The sequence below is a fragment of the Pseudomonas sp. 1D4 genome (assembly GCF_001728925.1).
GTDB lineage: Bacteria > Pseudomonadota > Gammaproteobacteria > Pseudomonadales > Pseudomonadaceae > Metapseudomonas > Metapseudomonas otitidis.
On the sequence record NZ_LXJQ01000010.1, the window covers coordinates 1 to 25,299 of the forward strand.

Sequence of the window (25,299 nt, forward strand, 5' to 3'; positions counted from 1 at the left end):
TTCCTGGGTGACACGATCCTCGGCGGCACCGACCAGAACACCGCCAGCCTGCTGGTCAAAGTGCACTTCTGATCGCGCCATGAAAAAGGGGACGACGCCTGCGCGCCGTCCCCTCGCTTGAAACCGCTTCGATCAGCTGGCGCGAGCCAGGTTGCGCAGCGCCTTGATCTGGTCATGGTTGCGCTGGACGCCCAGCAGCTGCCGCTCGACCAAAGTGCGTGCCTCGGTCGGCAGCTCCTTGCCCAGCGCCTCGCGGTAATGCTTGAGCGCCACATCCTCGCCACGCTCGCACTCGTTGAGGATGGCCTCCTCGCTCTTGCCGGTCACCAGCGCCTTGAGGTCCACCCAGCGGCGATGCAGGGCACCCGCCACGCTGGAGGATGACTCGGGCTCGCCCCCCAGGCTGCGCACCATCTGTTGCAGCTCGGCGGCGGCACGGCCGCACTCCCGCGAGCGCTCGGTCAGGGTGGCCTTGAGCTGCGGGGTCTTTACGTGCTCGGCGCATTCGAGGAAGCCTTTCTCACCGTCCTTGCTGATTTCGATCAGTTCGTTCAGCGCATCAATGGCGTGCTCGTTGTTCATCGTGCAGTCCTCTTTCCGGTTGACGGGCGGCCGGTGGTCGCCCGGCCTTCCTGATGGTGGACCGGGCGAACCAAGGGACGGTTCAAGCTTTTCGCCCACCGGCGTTACTGCCCTTGCGCCTCCTTGCGCTTCTGCCGTTCGAGGAAGTCCACCTTCCACTGCTCCATGCCCATGTAGGCCGAATCCAGGTTGGCCTCCACGCGATAGCGAGCCTTCAATGCCGCCACCTCCTGTGCGTGTTCGCCCAGGAAGCGATCGAAGCGCTGCACCAGTTCGGGGTGGCGTACGGACGACAGGTAGAAATGGCTGCGGGTGTGGGGCAGCGAAGGGTCGAACACCAGCGCACCCGGGCGGGCCCGGACGTTGTCCAGGTAATAGGTGGCGACCACCACATTGAAGTAGGCACCATCCGTATCCCGCCGCAGGGTCTGGTTGATCATCTGCCGCAAGTCACGGGCCTCAACCGGCTGGACCTGCCCCGCCTCGATGCGCGACTGGTAGCCCCGGGGCGTCCAGCCCTTCACCAGGGCCAGCCGGCGAATGCCGTCGAGCCCCTGGCCAGCATGTCGCGGGTCCACCAGCACGCCATCCACGTAGGCCACCACCGGCGCACTTTAGGTGGGTGCATACCCGGGCGCCGCCGCACCGGCCCACTCGGGGTTGTCCGGGTAGCGCAGGTCCACATCCCCCGCCGCCGCCCGCTGCGCCAGCTCGTTGACCGGTAATGGCCGGTACTCCAGCTGCAGGCCCTCGCTGCGGGCGAACAGGTCCAGCAGGTCGCGGCCGAAGCCGCGGTACTGCCCGCTCTCATCGAGCTGGTAGTGAGGCTGGAAGGCCAGGTTCTCGACACCCACCACATAGCCCTGGGCCTGCACCGCCAGCGGCAGCAAGCCCACCAGCAAGCCCGCACCAGCGAGCCTGCCGGGAATCGACCTGCGGCGCCTCATTCACCGGTCACCAACTGGCGGGCCAGGCGGTTGTGGCGCTCAAGCACCACGGGCAGGTCGACCGTCAGCAACTGGCCATCCCGCACCACCACCCGACCGTTGATCACGCTGGTGGAGACCTGGGTCGGCGTGCAGAAGACCAACGCAGCCAGCGGGTCGTGATGGGCCCCGGCATAAGCCACGTGCCCCAGGTCGAAGGCCACGAAGTCTGCCGCCATGCCCGGTGCCAGGGCACCGATGTCATCGCGGTTGAGCACCTTGGCACCGCCCAGGGTGGCGATTTCCAGCGCCTCGCGGGCGGTCATGGCGTCCGGACCGAAGCCGACCCGCTGCAGCAGCAGCGCCTGGCGCACCTCGCCGATCATGCTGGCGCCGTCGTTGGAGGCCGAGCCGTCCACACCGAGGCCCACCGGCACGCCCGCATCACGCATGCGGCGGATCGGTGCGATGCCCGAGGCCAGGCGCATGTTCGAGCATGGGCAATGGGCGACACCGGTACCGGTGCGGGCGAACAGGTCGATGCCATGCTGGTCCAGTTGCACGCAGTGGGCGTGCCACACGTCATGGCCGACCCAGCCCAGGTCCTCGGCGTACTCGGCGGGGGTCATGCCGAACTTCTCGCGGCTGTAAGCGATGTCGTTGACGTTCTCTGCCAGGTGCGTGTGCAGGGAGACACCGTACTGGCGGGCCAGCACGGCGGCCTCGCGCATCAGGTTGCGGCTCACCGAGAACGGCGAGCACGGCGCCACCACGACCCGCAGCATCGAACCGTGGGAAGCGTCGTGGTAGTCCTCGATCAGGCGCTGGGACTCCTTGAGGATGTCCGCCTCCTTCTCCACCACCGAATCCGGCGGCAGACCGCCCTGGCTGCGACCGACGCTCATGCTGCCGCGGGCGGCGTGGAAGCGCATGCCGATCTCGCGGGCGGCGTGGATGCTGTCATCCAGCTTGCAGCCATTGGGGTAGATGTAGAGGTGGTCGCTGGAAGTGGTGCAGCCGGAGAGGATCAGCTCGGCCATGGCCGTCTGGGTGGACACCCCGATCATCTCCGGCGTCAGCCGCGCCCAGATGGGGTAGAGGTTGGTCAGCCAGTTGAACAGCTCGCCATCCTGGGCAGCGGGCACCACACGGGTGAGGCTCTGGTACATGTGGTGGTGGGTGTTGACCAAGCCGGGGATCACCACCTTGCCGGTCATGTCCAGCACCTCGTCGGCGCTCTGGGGCAGTTCGGCGCTCGGTCCCACCTGGCGGATGACGTTGTCCTCGATGAACAGGCCGCCCTGCCGGATCTCGCGGCGCTCGCCGTCCATGGTGACCAGCAGGTCAGCGTTCTTCACCAGCAATGTCTTGCCCATGCGTACTCTCCTCCGCCCTCGTGGGCGATCTTGTTGTTCAGGGAATGGTCAGTCGGCGAATCGAAAGGCCGGCCGCAGCCCAACCCAGCGCCCGACAGGGCACTCAGCGGTTCAGGGGGAATGCGGAAAGCGGTCCGGCGTCTCGATCAGCCGCCGGTGGCGTTCATGAAGCGGACCACCTGCACTTGCTGGTCGGCTTCGAAGTGGTGCCGTTCCGGCTTGAGCCGGAGCGCCTCCACCAGAGCCGAGCGCAGCCTGTCCGAATCGCCGGGGTGGCGACGGATCAATGCCTTCAGGTCGAGCGCGCCGTCACTGCCCAGGCACAGCACCAGCTTGCCCTCGGCGGTGACCCGCACCCGGTTGCAATCACCGCAGAAGTTGCGGCTGTGGGGTGAGATGAAGCCGACGTGGGTGTCGCTGCCGACCACCTGGTAGTAGCGCGACGGGCCGCCGGTGCGGTGGCTGCTGGGCAGCAGCTCGAAACGTTGCGCCACCCGCTCGCGCACCTCGTCCGAGGTGCACAAGGTGACCTTGCGCTCATGGCTGGAGATGCTGCCCAGGGGCATCTCCTCGATGAAGCTGATGTCCAGGCCGCGCTCGACGGCGAAGGCCACCAGGTCCTCCACCTCGTCATCGTTGCGGCCCTTCTGCACCACGCTGTTGAGCTTGATGCGCCGGAAGCCGGCCACACGCGCCGCATCGATGCCCGCCAGCACCTGGTCGAGCCGATCACGCCGGGTAAAGGCGGCAAAGCGTTCGCGCCGCAGGGAATCGAGGCTCACGTTCAGCCGAGTGACGCCGGCACCGCGCAGGTCGGCGGCCATGTGCGCCAACTGCGAACCGTTGGTGGTGATGGCCAGGTCGTCGAGCTCGCGACGCTGGCCCAGGCGGCCAAGCAACCCGGTGAGGCCCTTGCGCACCAGCGGCTCGCCGCCAGTGACGCGGATGCGCTTCACACCCAGGCCAATGAAGGCATCGGCGACGGTGTACAGCTCTTCGAGGCTGAGGATCTGAGCGCGCGGCGCGAAGACCATGTCTTCGCTCATGCAGTAGGTGCAACGGAAATCGCACCGGTCGGTGACCGAAAGACGCAGGTAGGTGATGGAGCGACCGAAGGGGTCGCGCAAGGTGTGGTCTGACATCTTGAAGCCTGCCGCAGCACGCGCCGGTCGGGACCCGGCGGCATGGACGGATCGGCAGATAAGAGCAGAAAAAACACTTTTTGTATACAGGAATGCGAGGGCGGAACCCGCCAAAAGGCTGCCCGTAGCTTGCTTGAGAGCGCGGGAAAGCCGGTGCTACCATGCCCGCCCGCTCGCCAGCCGACCGTGAGGGCCCTCGGCGAGTGAACCAAGGAGCAGATGTGAGCAGTATTCGCGAGCGCAATAGAGAGCTGATCCTGAGCGCGGCCAGCGAGGAGTTCGCCGACAAGGGATTCGCCGCGACCAAGACCAGTGACATCGCCGCCAAGGCAGGCTTGCCCAAGCCCAACGTCTACTACTACTTCAAGTCCAAGGAAAACCTCTACCGGGAAGTGCTCGAGAGCATCGTCGAGCCCCTGCTGGCAGCCTCCCACCCCTTCAACGAAGGCGGCCACCCGGACCAGGTCCTGCGGGCCTACATCCGCTCCAAGATCCGCATCTCCCGTGACCTGCCCCACGCCTCCAAGGTGTTCGCCAGCGAGATCATGCACGGCGCACCGCACCTGTCCGCCGAACGCACCGCGCAACTCAACGAGCAGGCCCGCCACAACATCGCCTGCATCCAGGGCTGGATCGACCAGGGCCTGATGGCCCCCGTCGATCCCAACCACCTGATGTTCAGCATCTGGGCCGCGACCCAGACCTACGCCGACTTCGACTGGCAGATCTCCGTCGTCACCGGCAAGGCCAGCCTCAGCGACGCCGACTACGACGCCGCTGCCGACACCATCATCCGCCTGGTGCTCAATGGTTGCGACGTAAAGCCGGCGCCCGAGCGGCAGAGCGCCTGACCAACCCTCACGCCTTGAAGGTGAGGATGGGGCTGAAGCGGGCGATCACCGCCACCGTCTCCTCCTCCACCTGAGCACGCACCACCTCGCCGATCTCCTTGTAGGCACCGGGTGCCTCCTCGATCAGCCGCTCCTCGCGCCGGGTGATGCACTGCACCCGGTCCAACCCCAGCCCATCCGGTGCGCGACGCGCCTGCAGGCGGACCTCGCTGCGGGACATCGAACGCCCCGCCCCGTGGCTGGCCGAACGCAGCCACTGCGCATTGCCCAGCCCCCTGAGCAGGTAGGAGTCATGCCCCATGCTGCCGGGAATCAGCAGGTCCTGCCCGGCATAGGCTGGCGTCGCGCCCTTGCGATGGACGTTGCCCACCGACTCCCGCAGCACGATGTTATGCGGCACGTCCACCAGCAGCGGCGCCTCGATGTCCGCGCCGAACACCTCGCGGGTGCGCTGGCGCACTATCTCGGCGATCAGCGCGCGATTGGCATCGGCGTAATGGGCGGCCGCATGCATCGCCGCCAGGTACTCGTCGGCCATGGGCCCGAGCAGGGCGAACACCCGCGACCCGGGGTGGCGGATGCCCTTCGGCCACAGCTCGCGAGCCTTGTCCATCCAGCGCCGCCCGACATGGAAACCCACGTCGCGGGAGCCGGTGTGGATCATCAGCACAACCTGCCCCACCGACAGGCCGCGCTCGAAGCAGGCACGGCGGTCCACCAGTTCGGTCACTACCTGCACCTCGACGAAGTGGTTGCCGCCACCCACCGTGCCCAGGCCCGGATCGCGCAAGCGCGGGCGGGCCGGGTCCTGCAGGGCGGCGGGCGCATGGCGGGCTTCGCCGCGCTCGAACGACGACGGGTGCAACTGCGCCAGCTCCGCCATCACCTGGGCGTAGTCGAGGTGTCCGAACAGCCCCTCGCGCTCGCCCCGCTGGCGCAGCGACGCCCAGAAGTCACCCAGCCCGCCGGCGAACAGCGCCGTCATGTCGCCCGGCGCCGTGGGAATGTTGCGGGTGCCGTCCAGCAGGTCGCCGCGGACGCGCTCCACCCAATCGGCCTTGCGTGACAGGAAGCGCTCGTAGTCGAGGCCCAGCCGGTGCAGGCGCATGCCGCAGTTGATGTCGGTGCCGATGCTCTGCGGGATCACCATGTCCGGGCTGGTGACGATCACCGCACCAACCGGGATGCTGGTGCCGGCATGGAAGTCCGGCGTTGCACAGGCACAACGCACCTCGCCACCCAGCGGGTGGCGGACGCCTGCGAAATCGAGCAGTTGCTGCACCGCCTTTTCCTCGATGGGCAGGGATTCGGGCAGCAGGATGCGCGCGTCGAGGCCGGCGCGGTTCAGGGAAGCGATCGAAAGGGTATTGCCGTTGACGCGGCTGATGGCCACGCCGCTGCGGGCCAGCTTCTGCTGGATCCGCTTGAAAGGGGTCTTGTTCATGACGCTGCTTTTTCGATGGACGAAAACAGGCACCGCCCGATCAGGGCGATGCAGCATGTCCGTCAGCAGCAGAAGGGACGGCGCGCATCCTAGGCTTGCGACGACGTTGCCGCAAGCCCCGGCGCGCCGGAAGTCAGGCCGGCACGCCGGCGTCGGCCCTCAGCCCGACCGCCTCCACGCCCGAGACGGCGCACTGCTCGTCGATGTCGGAGGTGTCGCCGCTGATGCCCACCGCCCCGATCACCTCCCCCGCCGGGTCGCGGATCAGCACGCCCCCCGGAGCTGGCACCAGGTTGCCGTCGGCCAGGTGGTTGACAGCACCGATGAAAGCCGGGCGCTGCTGGGCGTCCGCAGCGATCAGCCGGGAGCCCTTGCCCAGGGCCACCGCGCCCCAGGCCTTGCCAATGGCAATCTGCGGTCGAAGCATGCTGGCACCGTCCTCACGCTGCAGGGCGATCAGGTGTCCGCCGGCGTCGAGCACGGCAATGGTCAGCGGCGCGGCACGCAGGGCGCGACCGGCCTCCAGCGCGTGGAGGGTGATGCTCATGGCGGTTTCCAGGGACAGGGTGCTCATGGCGAGGCTTCCTCGGTCAGATGATGGTCCGGTCGCTCCGAAGCGCACCCAAGGGGCATCAGGCCCTACTCGTCAGGCGCTGCTGGAGGCATTCGCCGGAGTAAATCAGGCAATACAAAAAAATCAACACAAAAATACAATGAATGCATTTTTTGTATACAAACAAGATGAGCGGTAGCTGATCACCAGCCTGAACCCCGCATCAAACGGGCGTTTTAAAGAAAGCGCACCCTTCAGCCATCTCCCCTGGAAATCTTCTTGACCCGCTCTCGAACGGCTGAATAGAATCAGCCAACAATACTTGTATACAATTTTCACAATAAACGAGGCACAAAACATGGCCAAAATGAGAGCAATCGAGGCTGCCGTTCTGGTGATGCGCCGTGAAGGCGTCGACACTGCGTTCGGCGTACCCGGCGCCGCGATCAACCCGCTGTACGCCGCCCTGAACAAGATCGGCGGCGTTGACCATGTACTGGCCCGCCATGTCGAAGGCGCCTCCCACATGGCCGAGGGTTACACCCGCACCAACCCGGGCAACATCGGCGTGTGCATCGGCACCTCCGGCCCGGCAGGCACAGACATGGTCACCGGCCTGTACTCCGCCTCCGCCGACTCCATCCCGATCCTCTGCATCACCGGCCAGGCACCTCGCGCCCGTCTGCACAAGGAAGACTTCCAGGCCGTCGACATCACCAGCATCGTCAAGCCGGTGACCAAGTGGGCGACCACCGTCCTCGAGCCGGGCCAGGTGCCCTACGCCTTCCAGAAGGCCTTCTTCGAAATGCGCAGCGGTCGCCCCGGCCCGGTGCTGATCGACCTGCCGTTCGACGTGCAGATGGCCGAGATCGAATTCGACATCGAGGCCTACCAGCCGCTGGCCGTGAACAAGCCCAGCGCCAGCCGCATCCAGGCCGAGAAGGCCCTGGCGATGCTCAACGACGCCGAGCGTCCGGTGCTGGTGGCCGGTGGCGGCATCATCAACGCCGACGCCTCCGAGCGCCTGGTGGAGTTCGCCGAGCTGACCGGCGTGCCGGTCATCCCGACCCTGATGGGCTGGGGCACCATCCCCGACGACCACCCGCTGATGGCCGGCATGTGCGGCCTGCAGACCTCCCACCGCTACGGCAACGCCACCCTGCTGGAGTCCGACCTGGTGTTCGGCATCGGCAACCGCTGGGCCAACCGCCACACCGGCTCCGTGGACGTCTACACCCAGGGCCGCCGCTTCATCCACGTGGACATCGAACCGACCCAGATCGGCCGCGTGTTCACTCCCGACCTGGGCATCGTCTCCGACGCCGCAGCCGCCCTGGACGTCTTCCTCGAAGTCGCCCGCGAATGGAAGGCCGCCGGCAAGCTGAAGGACCGCAGCGCCTGGGTCGAATCCTGCCGCGAGCGCAAGCGCACCCTGCTGCGCAAGACCCACTTCGACAACGTGCCGGTGAAACCCCAGCGCGTGTACGAGGAGATGAACGAGTTCTTCGGCAAGGACACCTGCTACGTCAGCACCATCGGCCTGTCGCAGATCGCCGGCGCGCAGTTCCTGCACGTCTACAAGCCACGCCACTGGATCAACTGCGGCCAGGCCGGCCCGCTGGGCTGGACCATCCCCGCCGCCCTCGGCGTGGTCAAGGCCGATCCGCAGCGCCAGGTGGTCGCCCTCTCCGGCGACTACGACTTCCAGTTCATGATCGAGGAACTGGCCGCCGGCGCGCAGTTCAACCTGCCCTACATCCACGTGCTGGTGAACAACTCCTACCTGGGCCTGATCCGCCAGGCGCAGCGTGGCTTCGAGATCGACTACTGCGTGCAACTGTCCTTCGAGAACGTCAACGCACCGGAGCTGAACGGCTACGGCGTGGACCACGTCGCGGTGGTCGAGGGCCTGGGCTGCAAGGCCATCCGCGTGTTCGACGCCAACGACCTGCAGGCCGCCTTCGCCCAGGCCCGCAAGCTGATGGCGGAGTTCCGCGTACCGGTGGTGGTGGAGGTCATCCTGGAGCGTGTCACCAACATCTCCATGGGCACCGAGATCAATGCCGTCAACGAGTTCGAAGAGCTGGCCCTGAGCGGCGCCGACGCCCCCACCGCCATCTCGCTGCTGGACTGACGAGCCACATCCCCTCTCCCGTTCGTGGCGGGCGAGGGGCGTCTACCAAGGAGAATCTTCATGCCCCGTTTCGCTGCCAACCTGTCCATGCTGTTCACCGAAGTGGACTTCCTGGACCGTTTCGCCGCCGCCGCCGAAGCCGGCTTCAGCGGCGTCGAGTACCTCTTCCCCTATGACTACCCGGCCGAGGAGCTCAAGGCCCGCCTGGACGCCAACGGCCTGGAGCAGGTGCTGTTCAACCTGCCCGCCGGCGACTGGGCCAAGGGTGAGCGCGGCATCGCCTGCCACCCCGATCGCGTCGAGGAGTTCCGCGCCGGCGTCGACAAGGCCATCGCCTACGCCAAGGTCCTGGGCAACAAACAGGTCAACTGCCTGGCCGGCATCCGCCCGCAGGGCCACAGCTGCGAGGTGATCGAGAACACCTTCCTCAACAACCTCGAATACGCCGCCGAGCGCCTCGAAGCCGCCGGCATCACGCTGGTGATGGAGATGATCAACACCCTCGACATCCCCGGCTTCTACCTGCAGACCACCCGCCAGGCGCTGGATGTCCGCGAGAAGGTGGGCAGCCCCAACCTGTTCCTGCAGTACGACATCTACCACATGCAAATCATGGAGGGAGACCTGGCCCGTACCCTCGAACGCAACCTCCCCGCCATCCACCACGTGCAGTTGGCCGACAACCCCGGCCGCCACGAACCGGGCACCGGCGAGATCAACTACCGCTTCCTCTTCCAGCACCTCGACCGCATCGGCTACCAGGGCTGGATCGGCTGCGAGTACAAGCCCGCCACCACGACCGCCGCCGGCCTGGGCTGGCTGAAAACCCACAACGCCATCTAATAACGAGGTATTCCACATGGCCAAGATCGGATTCATCGGCACCGGCATCATGGGCCTGCCCATGGCGCAGAACCTGCAGAAAGCCGGCCACCAACTGTTCCTCTCCAACCACCATGACAAGGCCCCTGCCGCCCTCGTCGAGGCCGGCGCCATCGCCCTGGCCAACCCGCGCGAAGTGGCCCAGGAAGCCGAGTTCATCATCGTCATGGTGCCGGACACCCCGCAGGTCGAAGACGTGCTGTTCCGCAAGGACGGCATCGCCGAAGGCGTGGGCCCGAACAAGGTGGTGATCGACATGAGCTCCATCTCCCCCACCGCCACCAAGGCCTTCGCCGAGAAGATCAAGGCCACCGGCGCCACCTACCTCGACGCCCCCGTCTCCGGCGGTGAAGTCGGCGCCAAGGCCGCGACCCTGAGCATCATGGTCGGCGGCTGCCCGAATGCCTTCGAACGCGCCCTGCCGCTGTTCCAGGCCATGGGCAAGAACATCACCCGCGTCGGCGGCAGCGGTGACGGCCAGACCGCCAAGGTGGCCAACCAGATCATCGTCGCGCTGAACATCCAGGCCGTTGCCGAAGCCCTCCTGTTCGCCGCCCGCAACGGTGCCGACCCGGCCAAGGTGCGTGAGGCGCTGATGGGCGGCTTCGCCGGCTCGAAGATCCTCGAAGTGCACGGCGAACGCATGATCAAGGGCACCTTCGACCCGGGCTTCCGCATCAACCTGCACCAGAAGGACCTCAACCTGGCCCTCTCCGGCGCCCGCGAACTGGGCCTCAACCTGCCCAACACCGCCAACGCCCAGCAGGTGTTCAGCACCTGCGCCGCCCTGGGCGGCAGCGGCTGGGACCACTCCGCGCTGATCAAGGGCCTGGAGCACATGGCCAACTTCTCCATCCGCAAGGAGTAAGGCGTTTGCCGCCGGGTGCATGAGCCGGTCCACGGAACGGTTTATCCTCGGCGAACCCCAATCGACTGCCCTGGCCCGAGGTGACACGGCGCCGGAGGCCAGGGTGGTCGATACCAGCCCCGAGCGGCCCCGTACCCCGGCCGCTGGGGACTGGGATCGGCCCGCCCGACGCCCCAGGCCGACGGCAGCCCCCGAACCACTGCCCTGCCCTGGAGCCCCCTCATGCCGCTCAATCCCGAAGCCCTGCTGCGCGACCTGTTCGCCACCGCCATCGCCGCCGCCCATCCCCGCCAGGTCCTCGCCGACCACCTGCCCACCGACCGCTCCGGCCGCGTCATCGTCATCGGTGCCGGCAAGGCCGCCGCCGCCATGGCCGAGGTGATCGAGCGCGAATGGCAGGGCGAGATCGCTGGCCTGGTGGTCACTCGCTACGGCCACGGTGCGGACTGCCGACGCATCGAAGTGGTCGAAGCCGCCCACCCGGTGCCGGATGCCGCCGGCCTGGAAACCGCCCGGCGCGTACTGGACCTGGTCAGCGGCCTCAGCGAAGCGGACCGGGTGATCTTCCTGCTCTCCGGCGGCGGCTCCTCCCTGCTGGCCCTGCCGGCCGAAGGGCTCACCCTCCAGGACAAGCAGCAGGTCAACAAGGCCCTGCTCCGGTCCGGCGCCTCCATCTCCGAGATGAACTGCGTGCGCAAGCACCTCTCGGCCATCAAGGGCGGCCGACTGGCCAAGGCCTGCTGGCCGGCCACCGTCTACACCTACGCCATCTCCGACGTGCCCGGTGACGAAGCCACGGTGATCGCCTCCGGCCCCACCGTGGCCGACCCGACCACCTCCGCCGACGCCCTGGCCATCCTCGCCCGCTACCAGATCGAGGTGCCCGCCCACGTCCGCGCCTGGCTGCAGGACCCGCGCTCGGAGACGGTCAAGCCCGGTGACCCGTGCCTGTCCCGCAGCCACTTCCAGCTCATTGCCACGCCCCAGCAATCCCTCGACGCCGCCGCTGACAAGGTCCGCGCCGCCGGCCTGACGCCGCTGATCCTCGGCGACCTGGAGGGCGAATCCCGCGAGGTGGCCAAGGTCCACGCCGGCATCGCCCGGCAGATCGCCCGCCACGGCCAGCCGATCAAGCCGCCGTGCGTGATCCTCTCCGGCGGCGAGACCACCGTCACCGTGCGCGGCAACGGCCGTGGCGGGCGCAACGCCGAGTTCCTCCTCAGCCTGGCCCACGACCTCAAGGGCCACCCGGGCATCTACGCCCTGGCCGGCGACACCGACGGCATCGACGGTTCCGAGGACAATGCCGGCGCCCTGATGACCCCAGAGAGCCACGCCCACGCCCAGACGCTCGGCCTGTCCTCCCGCGACGCCCTGGACGACAACGACGGCTACGGCTACTTCGCCGCCCTCGACGGGCTGATCGTGACCGGCCCGACCCGTACCAACGTCAACGACTTCCGCGCCATTCTGATTCTTGAGAGCCCTGCACATGACGCCTGACAAGAAAGTGAAGATCCTCGCCACCCTCGGGCCGGCGATCAAAGGCATCGACGACATCCGCGACCTGGTGAAGGCCGGCGTCAACCTGTTCCGCCTGAACTTCAGCCACGGCGAGCACGCCGACCACGCCCAGCGCTACCAGTGGGTGCGCGAGGTGGAGCGCGAGTTGGGCCACCCCATCGGCATCCTCATGGACCTGCAGGGGCCCAAGCTGCGGGTCGGCCGCTTCGCCGAAGGCAAGGTCCAACTGGAGCGCGACCAGGCCTTCCGCCTCGACCTCGATGCCAGCCCCGGCGACAACCAGCGGGTGAACCTGCCCCACCCGGAGATCATCCAGGCCCTGGAGCCGGGCATGAGCCTGCTGCTGGACGACGGCCGCCTGCGCCTGCAGGTGACCGCCAAGCATGCCGATGCAGTGGAAACCCGTGTAATCGCCGGCGGCGAGCTGTCCGACCGCAAGGGCGTGAACGTGCCCGAGGCGGTACTGCAGCTCTCCCCCCTGACCGCCAAGGACCGCCGTGACCTGGACTTCGGCCTGGAGCTGGGTGTGGATTGGGTGGCGCTGTCGTTCGTCCAGCGCCCCGAGGACATCGTCGAAGCCCGCGAGCTGATCCAGGGCCGCGCCGCGCTGATGGCCAAGATCGAGAAGCCCTCCGCCGTGCAGCACCTGGAGGCCATCGCCCGCCTGTGCGACGCCATCATGGTGGCCCGTGGCGACCTGGGGGTCGAAGTGCCGGCCGAAAACGTGCCGCGCATCCAGAAGGACATCATCCGCACCTGTCGCCAGCTCGGCCGGCCGGTGGTGGTGGCGACCCAGATGCTCGAGTCCATGCGCTTCTCCCCGGCGCCGACCCGCGCCGAAGTCACCGACGTGGCCCACGCCGTGGCCGAAGGCGCCGACACCGTGATGCTGTCGGCCGAGACCGCCTCCGGCGACTACCCGCTGGAAACGGTGCAGATGATGAGCAAGATCATCCGCCAGGTGGAGAACGGCCCGGACTTCCAGAGCCAGCTCGACGTGGCCCGCCCCCAGGCCGAAGCCACGGCCTCCGATGCCATCAGCTGCGCCATCCGCCGCATCAGCAGCATCCTGCCGGTGGCCGTGCTGGTGAACTACACCGAGTCCGGCGCCTCCAGTCTGCGCGCCTCCCGCGAGCGGCCCAAGGCGCCGATCCTCAGCCTGACGCCGAACCTGGCCACGGCGCGGCGCCTGACCCTGGCCTGGGGCGTCTACTCGGTGGTCAACGCCCGCCTGCACCGCGTCGAGGAGATCACCGGCACCGCCCTGGAGATCGCCCGTGGCCAGAACATGGCCCGCACGGGAGACACCCTGGTGATCACCGCCGGCGTCCCCCTCGGCACGCCCGGCTCCACCAACCTGCTGCGTATCGAACAACTGTCCTGAGGTGAAGCGGGCCGGCACGTATCGGCCCACCGCCTCCCAGCCCCGGCGCGGCCCGCCCATGCAGCGAGCCGCGCCTGACGTGCCCACGAGCCGTCCCACGCGTTCTTTCGACTGCCACCATGCGAAGCCCACATCCAACCGTTCGGGGCTGGTTCATCGGCCCCCTCAACGGGGTGAGCCAGGTATTCCTGCAACGTCATCCGGGCTGCGGCGCCCTGCTGCTGCTCGCCATCTTCCTCGGAGCGCCCAGCCTGCTGCCCTACGCCGTGCTGGGTACCTGGAGTGCCTGGTTCATCGCCCGCTGCCTGGGCGCAGCCCCTGACGACCTCGACGCCGGCCTCTACGGCTACAACGGCTGCCTGCTGGGCCTGCTGCTCGGGTTGCGCCTGGAGGGAGAGGCGCTGTTGCCGCTGTTCGTCATCGCCGCAGCCGGGCTTTCCAGCCTGGTGATGCGCCCTCTGCTGCGTGCCTCGCGCCGCCATGAGGGCCTGCCGGTGTACACCAGCCCCTTCGTGGCGCTGGGCTGGATCAGCCTTTGGCTGGCCGGCCTGCTGCCGCCGCCCCTGCCGGACGATACACCCTGGCCCCAGATGACCCTGGCGGACGGTGGCCTCGCCCTGTTGCGCAGCTTCGGCCAGGTGATTTTCCTCGACAGCCCCGCTGCCGGGGCCTGCGTCCTCGCTGCCCTGGCCCTCGCCAACTGGCGCGTGGCGGCCTGGGCCCTGCTGGGCGCCGGCTCGGCGCTGCTGCTGGGCATGGCCCTGGCGCTGCCGCACACGGCCGTGATGAGCGGGCTGTTCGGCCTCAACGGCGTGCTCATCGCCATCGCCCTCGGCCAGGGTGTGCGCAGCCTGCCCCGGGTGCTGCTGGGGGTGGGGCTGGGCCTGCTGCTGCAACCCGGCTTCGCCGCCCTGGGGCTGCCGGCCATGACCGCACCCTTCATCCTCGCCTGCTGGCTGGTGCTGGCCGGCGGGCGCCTGCTGTGGGACAGCGCCCGGCGCACTGCCGGCAACGCCCATGCGCTGCGTCGCGCCCGCCGGCTCTGAAATACCATCCTCAGAGAGGCTCAGAACATTGCACGACGGCCGCCGGCCGGGCATCGTGAGCCTCCCTGCCACCGCAACCGGGCCCACCATGAGCCGACTCGACCCGACCCGCTGGAACCAACTCTGGCAGCAGCTGGGTGCCACAGCCCCCGCCGATAGCTTCGGGCACCTGCTGGCGGCCTATTCCGCACCGGACCGCGCCTACCACAGCGATGCCCACATCGCGGCCTGCCTGGCGCACTTCGACACCTGGCAGCACCTGGCCGAGCACCCGCACCTCGTCGAACTGGCGCTCTGGACCCACGACCTGGTCTATGACACCCGCCGCCAGGACAACGAAGCCGCCAGCGCCGAGCAGGCAGTGGCCTGGCTGGAGGCCGCCGGACTCGGGCACCACGGCGAGGCCGTTCGCGCGCTCATTCTCGCCACCTGCCACCAGGCACCGCCGCAAGGCGCCGACGCCGGGCTGGTGGTCGACCTCGACCTGTCCATCCTCGCGGCTCCGCCGCCGCTGTACGACGCCTACGAAACCGCCATCCGCCAGGAGTACCACTGGGTGCCGGAGCCGCTGTTCCGGGCCGGGCGCAGCAAGCTCCTGAAGCAGCTCCTGGCGCACCCGGCGCTCTATCACAACGCCCCGCTGGCCGAACGCTGGGAGCAGCCGGCCCGGCAGAACCTGCAGCGGGCCCTGCTTAACCTCGAAAAAGAATAAGTAAATTACTTTTCAGTCTTTTAAAGCATATACAGTCAGCCGCTATAGTCCCGCTCCTCACTCCTCCAAGAAGGAACGCACAGTGAAACGACTGTTCTCCGCCTCGCTCCTCGCCGCAGGTCTCGCCCTGGCCGGTGCCGCCCATGCCGCACCGCCGCTGCTCAACGTCTCCTATGACGTGATGCGCGACTTCTACAAGGACTACAACGCGGCCTTCCAGAAGCACTGGAAAGCGGAAAAGGGCGAGAACGTCACCCTGCAGATGTCCCACGGCGGCTCCAGCAAGCAGGCCCGCGCCGTGATCGATGGCCTGCCGGCTGACGTCATCACCATGAACCAGGCCACCGACATCGACGCCCTCGCCGACAACGGAGGCCTGGTGCCGAAGAACTGGGCCGAGCGCCTGCCGAACAACAGCGCGCCGTTCACCTCCGCCACCGTGTTCATCGTGCGCAAGGGCAACCCCAAGGGCCTGAAGGACTGGCCGGACCTGGTCAAAGACGGCGTCGAGGTGGTGGTGCCCAACCCCAAGACCTCCGGCAACGGCCGCTACACCTACCTTTCCGCCTGGGGCTACGTGCTGAAGAACGGGGGTGATGAAGAGAAGGCCAAGGCCTTCGTCGGCCAGCTGTTCAAGCATGTGCCGGTGCTGGATACCGGTGGCCGTGCCGCTACCACCACCTTCATGCAGAACCAGATCGGCGACGTGCTGGTGACCTTCGAGAACGAAGCCGAGATGATCGCCCGTGAATTCGGCCGCGGTGGCTTCGAGGTGGTCTACCCCGGCGTCTCCGCCGAGGCCGAGCCGCCGGTGGCCGTAGTCGACAAGGTGGTGGACAAGAAAGGCACCCGCGAAACCGCCGAGGCCTACCTGAAGTACCTGTGGAGCGACGAGGGCCAGACCATCGCCGCCAACAACTACCTGCGCCCGCGCAACCCGGAGATCCTCGCCAAGTTCTCCGACCGCTTCCCGAAGGTGGACTTCTTCTCCGTGGAGAAAACCTTCGGCAACTGGCGTGACGTGCAGAAGACCCACTTCCAGGACGGCGGCGTGTTCGACCAGGTCTATACCGCCCAGTGACCCCGACAGGGCCCGGCAAGCACCGGGCCCTGTCATTTCAGCCGCGCCAACCCTGGGCGCACAGCGCCTCCAGCAACACATCCCCTTCCAGCGCCGGTACCCGGCGCCCATCCGCCGTGACCATCGCCCGCCCGGCCAGCAACGCATTGACGATGGCCTCCTCCACCGCCTCCGCCGCCGCCGAGAACAGCGGGGAGATGTGGTCGTTGTTGACCATTGCCAGCGGTGTGCTGAACGGCAAATCCTTGCGCGCGTAGTCCGCCGGCGGCAGGTTGCGGTTGCCGGTGGCGAAGGCCAGAAAGATGTCACCGCTGGAGTCCTCGGTGCCGCCGCCGGTCCGGGCGATGCCGATGGAGGCGCGCTGGGCCAGGCGCTGGCACTGGTGCGGCAGCAGCGGCGCGTCGGTGGCGATGATCACCACGATCGAGCCCATGCCGGGGGTGTCGCGCTCGGCGAAGGGCGACTCGATCTCGGTCAGCACACGCCCCACCGGGTAGCCGTCCACCCGCAGCTCGCGGCGCACGCCATGGTTGGCCTGCACCAGCGCCCCCACCGCCCAGCCGCCCTGCTCCGCCGACAACTGCCGGGAGGCGGTGCCGATCCCGCCCTTGAACTCGTGGCAGATCATCCCGGTGCCACCGCCCACGGCCCCCTCCTCCACGGCGCCGCTGCGGGCTTCAGCCAGGGCCTGGCGCACCTGCTCGGGGCCGACGTGCTGGCCCCAGATGTCGTTGAGCAGACCGTCGTAGGTCTCCATCACCACCGGCATGCACCAGTACACCGCCTGCCCGGCCTGCTCCCGCTCGGCCGCCACCAGGGCATCGCGCACCACGCCGACGCTATGGGTGTTGGTGATGGCCAGCGGCGTGGTCAGCAGGCCCGCCTCGCGGACCCACTCCAGGCCGGTGGCGTCACCGTTGCCATTGAGCACATGGCAGCCGGCGAAGCAGGGTTGTTGGCGGGCCGAACCCTCGCGGGGCTGCACCAGGGTCACCCCGGTGCGCACCGGCTTGCCATCGCGCACCTCCTCCAGTGTGCTGTGGCCGACCCGGACCCCGGGCACATCGGTGATGGCGTTGAGCGGGCCGGGCGTACCCAGGCCGATGCGGATTCCCAATTGACGCGCGCGCATGGCGACTCCTTGTGGTTCAAAGCTTCTGGAAGGCCGGGCTGAACTTGCCATAGGTGCAGTAGAAGATCACCGAGACGGCCAGCAGCCCGAGGATGATGAGCAGGTCCCGGCTGGAGGCCGCCAGGCCCAGGTTGACCAGCAGCGCCGCAGCACCTCCGGCGGCCAACAGGGCCGGCAGCGGCCAGAACGGCATGCGGTAGCTGTGTTCAAGGTCACGCCGCAGCACCCGGCTGAACAGGCCGCACAACCCCACCACCAGGTAGACCAGGACGATCAGCAGCACCGTGAACGAAGTCAGTTCGGCCAGGTTGGAGCTGAAGCTGAGCAGCGCCGAAGGCACTGCGAGGAACAGCGTGGCCAGCCAGGGCGACTCCCAGCGCGGGTGGATGCGGGTGAAGGTGCGGTTCAGGGGCGGCATCCACAGTTCATCGCGGCCGCTGCTGAAGATGACCCGGCCGATCTGGATGACGATGGCGACGATGGCGTTGAACACCGAGAGGAAGATGCCGGCGCTGACCCAGCGCGACAGCGTCTCGTTGCCCAGGCTGGCGAGCAGGTAGCCGATGGGATCAGGGCTGGCGATCAGGGTCTCCAGCGAGGGCGCACCGATGATCAATGCCGTGAGCGGCACCAGCTCGATCACCACCACCAGCACCAGGGACCACAGCACGGCCTTGTGTACCCCTCGGCCGCCGCACCTCATGTCTTCGGCCATCAGCACTGCGCTGCCGTAGCCGTTGTAGGAGAACAGCGCCGTGCCCACCGCACCCAGCACCAGTGCCAGGGGCGCCGCCTGGAGCACGCCGCCATCAAGGATCTGCGGGTGCAGCAGCACGCTGGCCGGCTGGCTGGGGTTGCCGAAACCCAGGCCGACGATCACCAGCAGGGCGGCCACCTCCAGCAACAGGCAGAGGCCGGTGACCCAGGCGTTGACCTTGATGTTGAGAATGCCCAGCGCGTAGCTGGCGATGACGATGGCCAGCGCCACCGTCTGGCTGTCGAACGCCGTGCCCAACGCGCGATTGAGGTAGGTGGCGGCCCCGGTGGCCAGCACCGGCGGGATGAACAGCAGCATGGCCAGCACCGTGAGGAAGGTGGCGTAGCCGGCCAGCCCACCAAAGATGCGTTTGGCATAAACGTACTCGCCGCCGGCCGAACGGTGGGCGCGGCCCAGTTCGGCGTAGCAGCAGGCGAACATCAGGGCCAGCACGCCGGCCAGGGCGAAGGCCATGAAGGCGCCGCTGCCAGCCTGCTGAATGGCGAAGGGGGCGATCACGAAGATGGAACTGGCGGGGGTGACCCCGGAGACGGTGATGGCGACAACATCGGCGGTGCCGAGACGGGGTTTGAGACGGCCGCCCGCAGGCGTGGAAGCGCTCATATCCTGATCCTCTGGTTGTTATTGGGATTGAGGCAGACATCAAGCAGTACGCAGTGGCGCTTCTTGCAGCGCCGTTGGTGGGCCGATTCTGGGCGGGGCCCGGCCGTGCGCCAATCACCCTATTGGCGTAACCCCCCTTGAGGCCGGGGCAGCGGATCGGACAAGCTGGCCTCCCCTCTTTCGATCTGGAGCACCGCATGGACAGCCTGTTCAGGGAGGTCGGCCTGCATACCGGCCTGGGCCGCACCGTCGAACACCTCGGCGGCGAGCGGTTCTGGAAGCAGCTGATCCTGCTGCTGCACCAGTGGCTTCCGTTCGACAATGCGCTGGCGGCCTATTACCCCGCCCAGGGCGCACCGCAGCCCCTGGAGGAGTACGACGCCGAGCCGGAAGGCACGCCCACTGCCATGCCGGCCTACCTCAGCGGCCCCTACCTGCTCGACCCCTTCTACCAGGCGTGCCGGGAAGGGCTGCCCAGCGGCTTCTACCGCCTGGAGGAAGTGGCGCCGGACCACTTCCGGCAGAGCGAGTACTACCTCAGCTACTTCCACGACAACGTACTGGACGACGAAGTGCAGTTCATCGCGCAGCTCCCCGGCGAGGGCAGCCTGTCCCTGTCGCTGGGTATGCAAAAGCGATTCGATGCGGCGGAATGCGGCCTCGCGGCCCTGGTGGCACCCTGGGTGCTGGCGCTGATGCAGCAGCACTGGCGCCAGCGCCTGCAGGCTCGTGGCCCGGCCAGCCAGGACCAGGTGGCCTCGCAGGTACGCGATGCCCTCAGCCAGTTCGGCGCGGGGGTGTTGTCGGAGCGGGAACTGGAGATCGCCCGGCTGATCCTGCGGGGCTATTCGAGCAAGGCGATGGCGGAGCGGCTGGCCATCTCGCCGGACACGGTGAAGGTCCACCGCCGGCACCTCTACGCCAAGCTGGACATCTCCTCCCAGCCGGAGCTGTTCTCGCTGTTCATCCAGGCCCTGGGGCACGACCCGGAGAACCCCTAGGCCCCGTGCGGACGAGGCCTCAGTTGAAAGCCTCTGACCATTGGGCGAACTGCATGCACAGGCCGAAACCCATCACGTCCTTGGTGTCGGCCATGCAGTCCATGGTGATACGCCCCTTGCCACCCTTCACATAGTCGGCAACGCAGGCGCGTTCGTTGCGCTTGAGCACCTTGTAGGCAGAGTCGAACTTGTACATGGCCTCGTCGAGCTGGGCCTGGGTGATGCGCTTCTGCCGCACCCGCTCGCGCCCCAGTTGCTGGGCCTCACGAATCAGCGAAGGCATACGGGCGATGGCAGTGGAGCACTGTATGACGCCCTTCTGATGCAACTGGCCAGGGTTGAGCTCCTCGCTGTCCAGTTCCAGCCCCTTGATGGAGTGCGAAGAGGACGTCAGCTCGCTGTCGTCAAGGCTCTGCATGGTGTTCACCTGCAGCTTCTCTTCCTGGACGTTACGACTCTCTGGCGGGGGCGTATCGGTGAAATGGACATGACCCTGCTCATCGCGCCATTGGTAGACCTCAGCGCTGGAAGAGAGGGAGAGAACGAGGGCCAGGAAGGCCAGGCAGGTGCGAGCGTACATCCATGTGCTCCATGGCGACATCAAAACGCCAGCAAATTACCTAAGCGCCCTGATGCTGTCCATGACCCCGAAGACCGTCATTTGTGATGCAGATCACGGATGTCGACGACCCAACCCGGCGGGCACGCCGGACGCATCGGTAGGCTGCCAGGGGCCGTAGGCACCGTTGGACCAGCTCCAGCCGCCATCCCAACGGTAGTAGGTGCGCTCGCGGTAGTAGAGCTCGCCCCGCCCTTCCAGCACGTACACCCCGAGGGTGGTGTCCCAGTAGGAGGCCGCGCCGGGCGGCGGGGCGTAGCGGGGGTGGGTCTTCATGCGGGTCACCCGCGGGGTCGGCGCAGGGGCCGGGGTGACGCGCGGCGGTGTTGCCGCGGGCCCCTGGGCAGGCGGCTGGCCTGCCGGGGCGGAAGGCCGGAGGGTGCAGCCGGCCAGGGTGACGAGCAGGCAGGCCAGGGACAGTCGAAGGGTCGCGTGCATGGCCGCCGGCTCCGATGGGGTTATCAGGGCTGATCCGGGCTGTCGATGGTCAACTGCTGCGGATCTTCGGTAGCACTGGACAACGCCGGGCCGCGCCCGATCCACTCGCCGCTCTTGGCATTGCCTTCGCGCGACACACGGGCGACCAGTTGCACCTGCGGAAAGCTGGATATCTTCAACTGCGGCATCATCGCGTCGGCGTCGCTGAGCACCACCTCGGCCGGCAGGTCCTTCACCGTCAGGCGCTTGACGGCCAGCGGCATGGGCGGGCCTTCGGCAGCGCGGGCGAAGATGAACACCGTGTCACCCGGCTGCACCTTGTCCTTCAGTGCAGCGGCCAGGTCGACGCGGACCTTCAGCTGCGGCATGGACTTGGTGAGCGTCTCGCGCTCGGGCAGGGTTTCGCCGTTCTCGGCCAGCCGCTCGCGGGCCCGGTCGATCCCGCCTTGCAGGGCGGCGCGGGACGGGTCGTCCTGGGGCAGCACGGCGATCAGGCGCTCCCAGTAGCCGATGGCGTCCTTGAAGCGGCCTTCCTCGAAACCGGCGATGCCCAGCAGGCCCAGGCTGGTGACCTCGTTGGGGTCCGCCTTGAGGGCGTCCTTGGTCAGCGCCTGGACTTCAGGGGTGAAGCGCTTCTGGCTGGCGAAGTACAGCGCCTGGGCCCACTGGCCGAGCAGCTCGGGCTGACGACCGGCGATCTGCACCGCGCGCTCGTAAGCCTTGGCGGCATCGGCCGGGCGCTCCTGGGCCATGTAGGTGCGACCGAGGAAGTACCAGCCTTCGGCGGAGTCCGGCTGGGCTTGCACGGCCTTTTCCAGGCGTGCGGTCATCTCCTCGATGGTGCGTGGCTGCTCGCGCATTTCGCGGGCCAGTTGGACCTTGTCGCTGGAACCCCAGTGGGCATACAGGCCAAGGCCGACGGCCGGCACCAGCAGCGCGGCGAGCAGCGGCAAGGCGCGGCCCAGACGGGCACTGCGGTCGGCGGCGGCGCCCTCGGTGTCGGCCAGCAGTTCGCGGGCCGCTTCGGCACGACCGGCCTCGAGCTGGGCCTCGGTGAGGGTGCCTGCCTCGTGCTGGGCCTGCAGTTCGGCCAGGCGCTCCTGGTACAAGGCGACGTTGAGGGCGGTTCGGTCTTCCTCGGCCTGGGCCTTGCGGCCACGCAGCACGGGGATCAGCAGAAATGCCAGGGCGACCAGCAGCAGCAGGCCGGCGGCGAGCCAGAAATCGATCATCAGCGGTTCTTGTCCTGAGTCTCTTGATTGAGCAGCGCATCCAGACGGGCGCGCTCATCGCTGGAAAGCAGTGCATCACCCGGCGCGTTCTCGACGCGACGACGGCGCAGCACGATCACCCCGAGCACCAGCAGGCCACCGGCCAGCAGGCCCGCCGGGCCGTACCAGAGCAGCAGCGTGCGGCCGTTCACCGGGGGCTTGTAGCGCACGAAGTCGCCGTAGCGGGCCACCAGGAAGTCGACGATCTCGTCATTGCTTTTGCCCGCTTCGAGCATGCGGTAGATCTCGCGGCGCAGGTCGGTGGCGATGGGGGCGTTGGAGTCGGCGATGTTCTGGTTCTGGCACTTGGGGCAGCGCAGTTCTTCGGTGAGCACGCGGAAGCGCTCGCGCTCGGCTTCGTCACGGAACTCGTAGGTGTCGATGGCCGCGCGGGCGACGCCGGTGAGGGCAAGGCCGAGGGCCAGGGTGGCGAGCAGGCGCTTCATTGGCCGGCCTCGTCGACCAGGGACTGGTAGAGCGGCGCCAGTTGCTCGCGCCAGACGACCTCGTCGATCACGCCGACGAACTTGTGGCGGATGACGCCGTCCTTGTCGATCAGGAAGGTCTCGGGGGCGCCGTAGACGCCCAGGTCCAGACCGAGGCTGCCCTGCTCGTCACGGATATCCAGCCGGTAGGGGTTGTGGAACTCCTTCAGCCATTTGAGGGCGGCGGCGTTGTCGTCCTTGTAGTTGACGCCGTAGATGGTCACGCCCATCTGCGACAGCTTGTTCAGCACCGGGTGCTCGACCCGGCAGGAGATGCACCAGGTGCCCCAGACATTGACCAGCGCGGGCTTGCCCTTGAGGTCGGCCTCGCTGAGGGTACGCGAGCCATCCACGGCCGGCAGGCTGAACGCGGGGAAGGGCTTGCCGATCAGCGCCGAGGGCAGCTCGGCGGGGTCGAGGAACAACCCGCGGTAGAGAAACACGGCCACGCCGAGGAAGATCGCCAGCGGCAGCAACAGGATCAGGCGCTTCATGCTTGAGCTCCAGCCAGGCCCAGGGCGTCACGCACCCGGGTCTTCACCTTGACCCGGTAGCGCGGGTCGAATGCAGCCAGAACGCCGCCCAGGCCCATCAGCAGGCCGCCGAGCCAGATCCAGCGGACGAACGGCTTGACGTGCACACGCACGGCCCAGGCGCCATCCCCCAGGGGCTCACCGAGGGCGACGTAGAGGTCGCGGGTGAAGCCGGCGTCGATGCCGGCCTCGGTCATCATCGACTGCTGCACGGTGTACAGGCGCTTTTCCGGGTGCAGCACGGCGATCTGGCGGTCACCGTCGATGACGCGGACAGTGCCTTTGTCAGAGGTGAAGTTGGGGCCTTCGTGGTGGGCAGCGCCCTCGAACACGAAGCGATAGCCCCCCAGTTCGACGGATTCGCCCGGGGCCAGGCGCAGGTCGCGCTCGGCGCTGTACTGGCTGGAAAGCACGACGCCGAGGGCACACACGGCGATGCCGGCATGGGCTAGCTGCATGCCCCAGTAGCTGCGGGTCAGGCTGCGGGCACCCTTGAACAGACCCTTGTGACGAGTCTTGTCGAGCAGGTCGCGGACGCCGGCCAGCAGCACCCAGGCGGACAGGCAGCCAACCGCCAGCACCGCCCAGTGGAAGTCACCCAGGACGAACGCAGCGAGCACGCCCAGCACCAGGCTGCCGATCAGCACCGGGCCGAGCATACCCATCAGCCATTTCACCGGGGTGTCCTTCCAGCGCACCAGCACACCCACGGCAATCACCACCATCAACAGGGCCATGAGCGGCAGGAACAGGGCGTTGAAGTACGGCGGGCCGACGGAGAGCTTGGCGCCGGACAGCGCGTCGAGCACCAGCGGGTAGAGGGTGCCGAGCAGGATCATGGCGGCAGCCACAATCAGCACCAGGTTGTTGACCAGCAGCAGCGTCTCGCGGGACCAGAGGGCGAAGCCCACCTGGCTCTTGACCACCGGTGCGCGGATGGCGAACAGGGTCAGCGAACTGCCCACCACGGCCAGCAGGAAACCGAGGATGAACACGCCCCGCTCCGGGTCGGCGGCAAAGGCGTGCACCGAAGTGAGCACACCGGAACGGACCAGGAAGGTGCCCAGCAGGCTGAGGGAGAAGGCGGCGATGGCCAGCAGCACGGTCCAGCTCTTGAACACGCCGCGTTTCTCGGTGACGGCCAGGGAGTGGATCAACGCGGTGCCCACCAGCCAGGGCATGAAGGAGGCGTTCTCCACCGGGTCCCAGAACCACCAGCCACCCCAGCCGAGTTCGTAGTAGGCCCACCAGGAGCCAAGCACGATACCGACGGTGAGGAAGGCCCAGGCGATGATGGTCCACGGCCGCGACCAGCGCGCCCAGGCGGCATCCAGGCGGCCGCCGAGCAGCGCGGCAATGGCGAAGGCGAAGGCCACCGAGAAGCCGACGTAGCCCATGTAGAGCATCGGCGGATGGACGATCAGCCCGAAGTCCTGCAGCAGCGGGTTGAGGTCGTTGCCGTCGGCGGGCATGTTCGGCAGCAGGCGCTTGAAGGGGTTGGAGGTGATGATCAGGAACGACAGGAAGCCGATGCTGATCATGCCCATCACGCCCAGGACGCGGGCCAGCATCACTTCCGGCAGTTGCCGGGAGAACACCGAGACGGCGAAGGTCCAGCCGCCGAGAATCAGCGCCCAGAGCAGCAGCGAGCCCTCGTGGGCGCCCCACACAGCGCTGAATTTGTAGTACCAGGGCAGTGCGCTGTTGGAGTTGCTGGCGACGTAGGCGACCGAGAAATCGTCGCTCATGAAAGCCCAGGTGAGGCAGCCGAAGGAGAACGCCAGGAAGGCGAACTGCCCCCAGGCAGCCGGTTGCGCCAGGCTCATCCACTGCCGGTCGCCGCGCCAGGCGCCAATCATCGGCAGGGTGGCCTGCACGGCAGCCATGCACAGGGCGAGGATCAGGGCCAGGTGGCCGAGTTCGGGAATCATCGA

General features: G+C 67.7%; 23 protein-coding genes and 1 pseudogene. 10 read left to right on the forward strand and 14 right to left on the reverse strand.

From position 1 onward, the window contains the following. Nucleotides 1-132 precede the first annotated feature (132 nt). The 4 genes and pseudogenes from A7D27_RS07390 to moaA form a co-directional block, all read right to left on the reverse strand. Nucleotides 133-582 carry a PA2169 family four-helix-bundle protein gene (locus A7D27_RS07390; RefSeq protein WP_069564504.1) on the reverse strand — a complete coding sequence of 150 codons (450 nt, stop codon included), beginning with the start codon at nucleotides 580-582 and terminating at the stop codon, nucleotides 133-135. Nucleotides 583-686: 104 nt separating this feature from the next. Continuing rightward, nucleotides 687-1,529 (reverse strand): annotated as a pseudogene (locus tag A7D27_RS07395) (hypothetical protein). Continuing rightward, nucleotides 1,526-2,884 (reverse strand): 8-oxoguanine deaminase, encoded by a 1,359-nt coding sequence (locus A7D27_RS07400; RefSeq protein ID WP_069564505.1) that lies wholly within the window; start codon nucleotides 2,882-2,884, stop codon nucleotides 1,526-1,528. The pseudogene A7D27_RS07395 and the gene A7D27_RS07400 overlap by 4 nt, the downstream one beginning before the upstream one ends. Before the next feature lie 146 nt (nucleotides 2,885-3,030). Next, nucleotides 3,031-4,026, reverse strand: a complete 996-nt coding sequence (gene moaA, locus A7D27_RS07405) for a GTP 3',8-cyclase MoaA (RefSeq protein ID WP_069560413.1) — start codon at nucleotides 4,024-4,026, stop codon at nucleotides 3,031-3,033. Nucleotides 4,027-4,247: 221 nt separating this feature from the next. Between moaA and A7D27_RS07410 the strand changes: the two genes are divergently transcribed. Further along, nucleotides 4,248-4,877, forward strand: a complete 630-nt coding sequence (locus A7D27_RS07410) for a TetR/AcrR family transcriptional regulator (protein WP_069560412.1) — start codon at nucleotides 4,248-4,250, stop codon at nucleotides 4,875-4,877. A gap of 7 nt (nucleotides 4,878-4,884) precedes the next feature. On the opposite strand, the gene A7D27_RS07415 is transcribed toward A7D27_RS07410, so the two are convergent. After that, nucleotides 4,885-6,321, reverse strand: coding sequence for an RtcB family protein (locus A7D27_RS07415; RefSeq protein ID WP_069564506.1), 1,437 nt, complete (start codon nucleotides 6,319-6,321; stop codon nucleotides 4,885-4,887). 133 nt (nucleotides 6,322-6,454) lie between these two features. Then, nucleotides 6,455-6,895: a heme-binding protein gene (locus tag A7D27_RS07420; RefSeq protein ID WP_069564507.1), complete on the reverse strand. Its 441-nt coding sequence runs from the start codon at nucleotides 6,893-6,895 to the stop codon at nucleotides 6,455-6,457. A gap of 337 nt (nucleotides 6,896-7,232) precedes the next feature. On the opposite strand from A7D27_RS07420, the gene gcl reads away from it, so the two are divergent. The 8 genes from gcl to A7D27_RS07460 all read left to right on the forward strand — a co-directional run bounded on the left by gcl (nucleotide 7,233) and on the right by A7D27_RS07460 (nucleotide 16,505). Then, a complete protein-coding gene (gene gcl, locus A7D27_RS07425) occupies nucleotides 7,233-9,008 on the forward strand; it encodes a glyoxylate carboligase (RefSeq protein ID WP_069564508.1) in 1,776 nt (591 codons plus the stop codon). A gap of 60 nt (nucleotides 9,009-9,068) precedes the next feature. Further along, nucleotides 9,069-9,851, forward strand: a complete 783-nt coding sequence (gene hyi, locus A7D27_RS07430; protein WP_069564509.1) for a hydroxypyruvate isomerase — start codon at nucleotides 9,069-9,071, stop codon at nucleotides 9,849-9,851. Between the two features lie 16 nt (nucleotides 9,852-9,867). Then, nucleotides 9,868-10,758: a 2-hydroxy-3-oxopropionate reductase gene (locus A7D27_RS07435; RefSeq protein ID WP_069564510.1), complete on the forward strand. Its 891-nt coding sequence runs from the start codon at nucleotides 9,868-9,870 to the stop codon at nucleotides 10,756-10,758. A gap of 222 nt (nucleotides 10,759-10,980) precedes the next feature. After that, a complete protein-coding gene (locus tag A7D27_RS07440) occupies nucleotides 10,981-12,261 on the forward strand; it encodes a glycerate kinase (protein ID WP_069564511.1) in 1,281 nt (426 codons plus the stop codon). After that, on the forward strand, nucleotides 12,251-13,666 hold the full coding sequence (gene pyk / locus A7D27_RS07445; protein ID WP_069564512.1) for a pyruvate kinase: 1,416 nt from the start codon (nucleotides 12,251-12,253) through the stop codon (nucleotides 13,664-13,666). The genes A7D27_RS07440 and pyk overlap by 11 nt, the downstream gene beginning before the upstream one ends. A 119-nt stretch (nucleotides 13,667-13,785) precedes the next feature. After that, complete coding sequence (locus A7D27_RS07450; RefSeq protein ID WP_069564513.1) at nucleotides 13,786-14,712, forward strand: urea transporter; 927 nt, start codon at nucleotides 13,786-13,788, stop codon at nucleotides 14,710-14,712. Nucleotides 14,713-14,800: 88 nt separating this feature from the next. After that, nucleotides 14,801-15,424 carry a hypothetical protein gene (locus A7D27_RS07455; protein WP_069564567.1) on the forward strand — a complete coding sequence of 208 codons (624 nt, stop codon included), beginning with the start codon at nucleotides 14,801-14,803 and terminating at the stop codon, nucleotides 15,422-15,424. Nucleotides 15,425-15,506: 82 nt separating this feature from the next. Continuing rightward, nucleotides 15,507-16,505 carry a sulfate ABC transporter substrate-binding protein gene (locus A7D27_RS07460; RefSeq protein WP_069564514.1) on the forward strand — a complete coding sequence of 333 codons (999 nt, stop codon included), beginning with the start codon at nucleotides 15,507-15,509 and terminating at the stop codon, nucleotides 16,503-16,505. Between the two features lie 37 nt (nucleotides 16,506-16,542). Here A7D27_RS07460 and A7D27_RS07465 read toward each other — a convergent pair whose 3' ends face one another. Together A7D27_RS07465 and A7D27_RS07470 are read right to left on the reverse strand one after the other, a co-directional pair. Continuing rightward, the gene (locus A7D27_RS07465; RefSeq protein ID WP_069564515.1) at nucleotides 16,543-17,637 is read right to left on the reverse strand and encodes a P1 family peptidase; all 1,095 of its coding nucleotides are present in this window, start codon (nucleotides 17,635-17,637) and stop codon (nucleotides 16,543-16,545) included. Between the two features lie 16 nt (nucleotides 17,638-17,653). After that, complete coding sequence (locus tag A7D27_RS07470) at nucleotides 17,654-19,018, reverse strand: APC family permease (RefSeq protein WP_069560401.1); 1,365 nt, start codon at nucleotides 19,016-19,018, stop codon at nucleotides 17,654-17,656. 197 nt (nucleotides 19,019-19,215) lie between these two features. Here A7D27_RS07470 and A7D27_RS07475 point away from each other — a divergent pair, with 197 nt between their 5' ends. Next, on the forward strand, nucleotides 19,216-20,019 hold the full coding sequence (locus A7D27_RS07475) for a helix-turn-helix transcriptional regulator (RefSeq protein WP_069560400.1): 804 nt from the start codon (nucleotides 19,216-19,218) through the stop codon (nucleotides 20,017-20,019). Nucleotides 20,020-20,038: 19 nt separating this feature from the next. Here A7D27_RS07475 and A7D27_RS07480 read toward each other — a convergent pair whose 3' ends face one another. The 6 genes from A7D27_RS07480 to A7D27_RS07505 all read right to left on the reverse strand — a co-directional run bounded on the left by A7D27_RS07480 (nucleotide 20,039) and on the right by A7D27_RS07505 (nucleotide 25,296). After that, complete coding sequence (locus A7D27_RS07480) at nucleotides 20,039-20,599, reverse strand: DUF4124 domain-containing protein (RefSeq protein WP_069560399.1); 561 nt, start codon at nucleotides 20,597-20,599, stop codon at nucleotides 20,039-20,041. A 93-nt stretch (nucleotides 20,600-20,692) separates the two neighbouring features. Beyond that, nucleotides 20,693-21,076, reverse strand: a complete 384-nt coding sequence (locus tag A7D27_RS07485) for a hypothetical protein (RefSeq protein WP_069564516.1) — start codon at nucleotides 21,074-21,076, stop codon at nucleotides 20,693-20,695. Nucleotides 21,077-21,099: 23 nt separating this feature from the next. Next, nucleotides 21,100-22,308, reverse strand: coding sequence for a c-type cytochrome biogenesis protein CcmI (ccmI, locus tag A7D27_RS07490; RefSeq protein ID WP_069564517.1), 1,209 nt, complete (start codon nucleotides 22,306-22,308; stop codon nucleotides 21,100-21,102). Next, a complete protein-coding gene (locus A7D27_RS07495) occupies nucleotides 22,308-22,793 on the reverse strand; it encodes a cytochrome c-type biogenesis protein (protein ID WP_044408026.1) in 486 nt (161 codons plus the stop codon). Before A7D27_RS07495 ends, ccmI begins: the two co-directional genes overlap by 1 nt. Continuing rightward, complete coding sequence (locus A7D27_RS07500) at nucleotides 22,790-23,326, reverse strand: DsbE family thiol:disulfide interchange protein (protein ID WP_069560396.1); 537 nt, start codon at nucleotides 23,324-23,326, stop codon at nucleotides 22,790-22,792. Before A7D27_RS07500 ends, A7D27_RS07495 begins: the two co-directional genes overlap by 4 nt. After that, complete coding sequence (locus A7D27_RS07505) at nucleotides 23,323-25,296, reverse strand: heme lyase CcmF/NrfE family subunit (RefSeq protein ID WP_069560395.1); 1,974 nt, start codon at nucleotides 25,294-25,296, stop codon at nucleotides 23,323-23,325. Before A7D27_RS07505 ends, A7D27_RS07500 begins: the two co-directional genes overlap by 4 nt. Between the last annotated feature and the right edge of the window lie 3 nt (nucleotides 25,297-25,299).

What these genes read in the sequence shown, in the direction of transcription:
- A7D27_RS07390 (WP_069564504.1), bottom strand. Translation starts at nt 582, where the DNA reads ATGAACAACGAGCACGCCATTGATGCGCTGAACGAACTGATCGAAATC.
- A7D27_RS07400 (WP_069564505.1), bottom strand. Translation starts at nt 2,884, where the DNA reads ATGGGCAAGACATTGCTGGTGAAGAACGCTGACCTGCTGGTCACCATG.
- moaA (WP_069560413.1), bottom strand. Translation starts at nt 4,026, where the DNA reads ATGTCAGACCACACCTTGCGCGACCCCTTCGGTCGCTCCATCACCTAC.
- A7D27_RS07415 (WP_069564506.1), bottom strand. Translation starts at nt 6,321, where the DNA reads ATGAACAAGACCCCTTTCAAGCGGATCCAGCAGAAGCTGGCCCGCAGC.
- A7D27_RS07420 (WP_069564507.1), bottom strand. Translation starts at nt 6,895, where the DNA reads ATGAGCACCCTGTCCCTGGAAACCGCCATGAGCATCACCCTCCACGCG.
- gcl (WP_069564508.1), top strand. Translation starts at nt 7,233, where the DNA reads ATGGCCAAAATGAGAGCAATCGAGGCTGCCGTTCTGGTGATGCGCCGT.
- hyi (WP_069564509.1), top strand. Translation starts at nt 9,069, where the DNA reads ATGCCCCGTTTCGCTGCCAACCTGTCCATGCTGTTCACCGAAGTGGAC.
- A7D27_RS07435 (WP_069564510.1), top strand. Translation starts at nt 9,868, where the DNA reads ATGGCCAAGATCGGATTCATCGGCACCGGCATCATGGGCCTGCCCATG.
- A7D27_RS07440 (WP_069564511.1), top strand. Translation starts at nt 10,981, where the DNA reads ATGCCGCTCAATCCCGAAGCCCTGCTGCGCGACCTGTTCGCCACCGCC.
- pyk (WP_069564512.1), top strand. Translation starts at nt 12,251, where the DNA reads ATGACGCCTGACAAGAAAGTGAAGATCCTCGCCACCCTCGGGCCGGCG.
- A7D27_RS07450 (WP_069564513.1), top strand. Translation starts at nt 13,786, where the DNA reads ATGCGAAGCCCACATCCAACCGTTCGGGGCTGGTTCATCGGCCCCCTC.
- A7D27_RS07455 (WP_069564567.1), top strand. Translation starts at nt 14,801, where the DNA reads ATGAGCCGACTCGACCCGACCCGCTGGAACCAACTCTGGCAGCAGCTG.
- A7D27_RS07465 (WP_069564515.1), bottom strand. Translation starts at nt 17,637, where the DNA reads ATGCGCGCGCGTCAATTGGGAATCCGCATCGGCCTGGGTACGCCCGGC.
- A7D27_RS07470 (WP_069560401.1), bottom strand. Translation starts at nt 19,018, where the DNA reads ATGAGCGCTTCCACGCCTGCGGGCGGCCGTCTCAAACCCCGTCTCGGC.
- A7D27_RS07475 (WP_069560400.1), top strand. Translation starts at nt 19,216, where the DNA reads ATGGACAGCCTGTTCAGGGAGGTCGGCCTGCATACCGGCCTGGGCCGC.
- A7D27_RS07480 (WP_069560399.1), bottom strand. Translation starts at nt 20,599, where the DNA reads ATGTACGCTCGCACCTGCCTGGCCTTCCTGGCCCTCGTTCTCTCCCTC.
- A7D27_RS07485 (WP_069564516.1), bottom strand. Translation starts at nt 21,076, where the DNA reads ATGCACGCGACCCTTCGACTGTCCCTGGCCTGCCTGCTCGTCACCCTG.
- ccmI (WP_069564517.1), bottom strand. Translation starts at nt 22,308, where the DNA reads ATGATCGATTTCTGGCTCGCCGCCGGCCTGCTGCTGCTGGTCGCCCTG.
- A7D27_RS07495 (WP_044408026.1), bottom strand. Translation starts at nt 22,793, where the DNA reads ATGAAGCGCCTGCTCGCCACCCTGGCCCTCGGCCTTGCCCTCACCGGC.
- A7D27_RS07500 (WP_069560396.1), bottom strand. Translation starts at nt 23,326, where the DNA reads ATGAAGCGCCTGATCCTGTTGCTGCCGCTGGCGATCTTCCTCGGCGTG.
- A7D27_RS07505 (WP_069560395.1), bottom strand. Translation starts at nt 25,296, where the DNA reads ATGATTCCCGAACTCGGCCACCTGGCCCTGATCCTCGCCCTGTGCATG.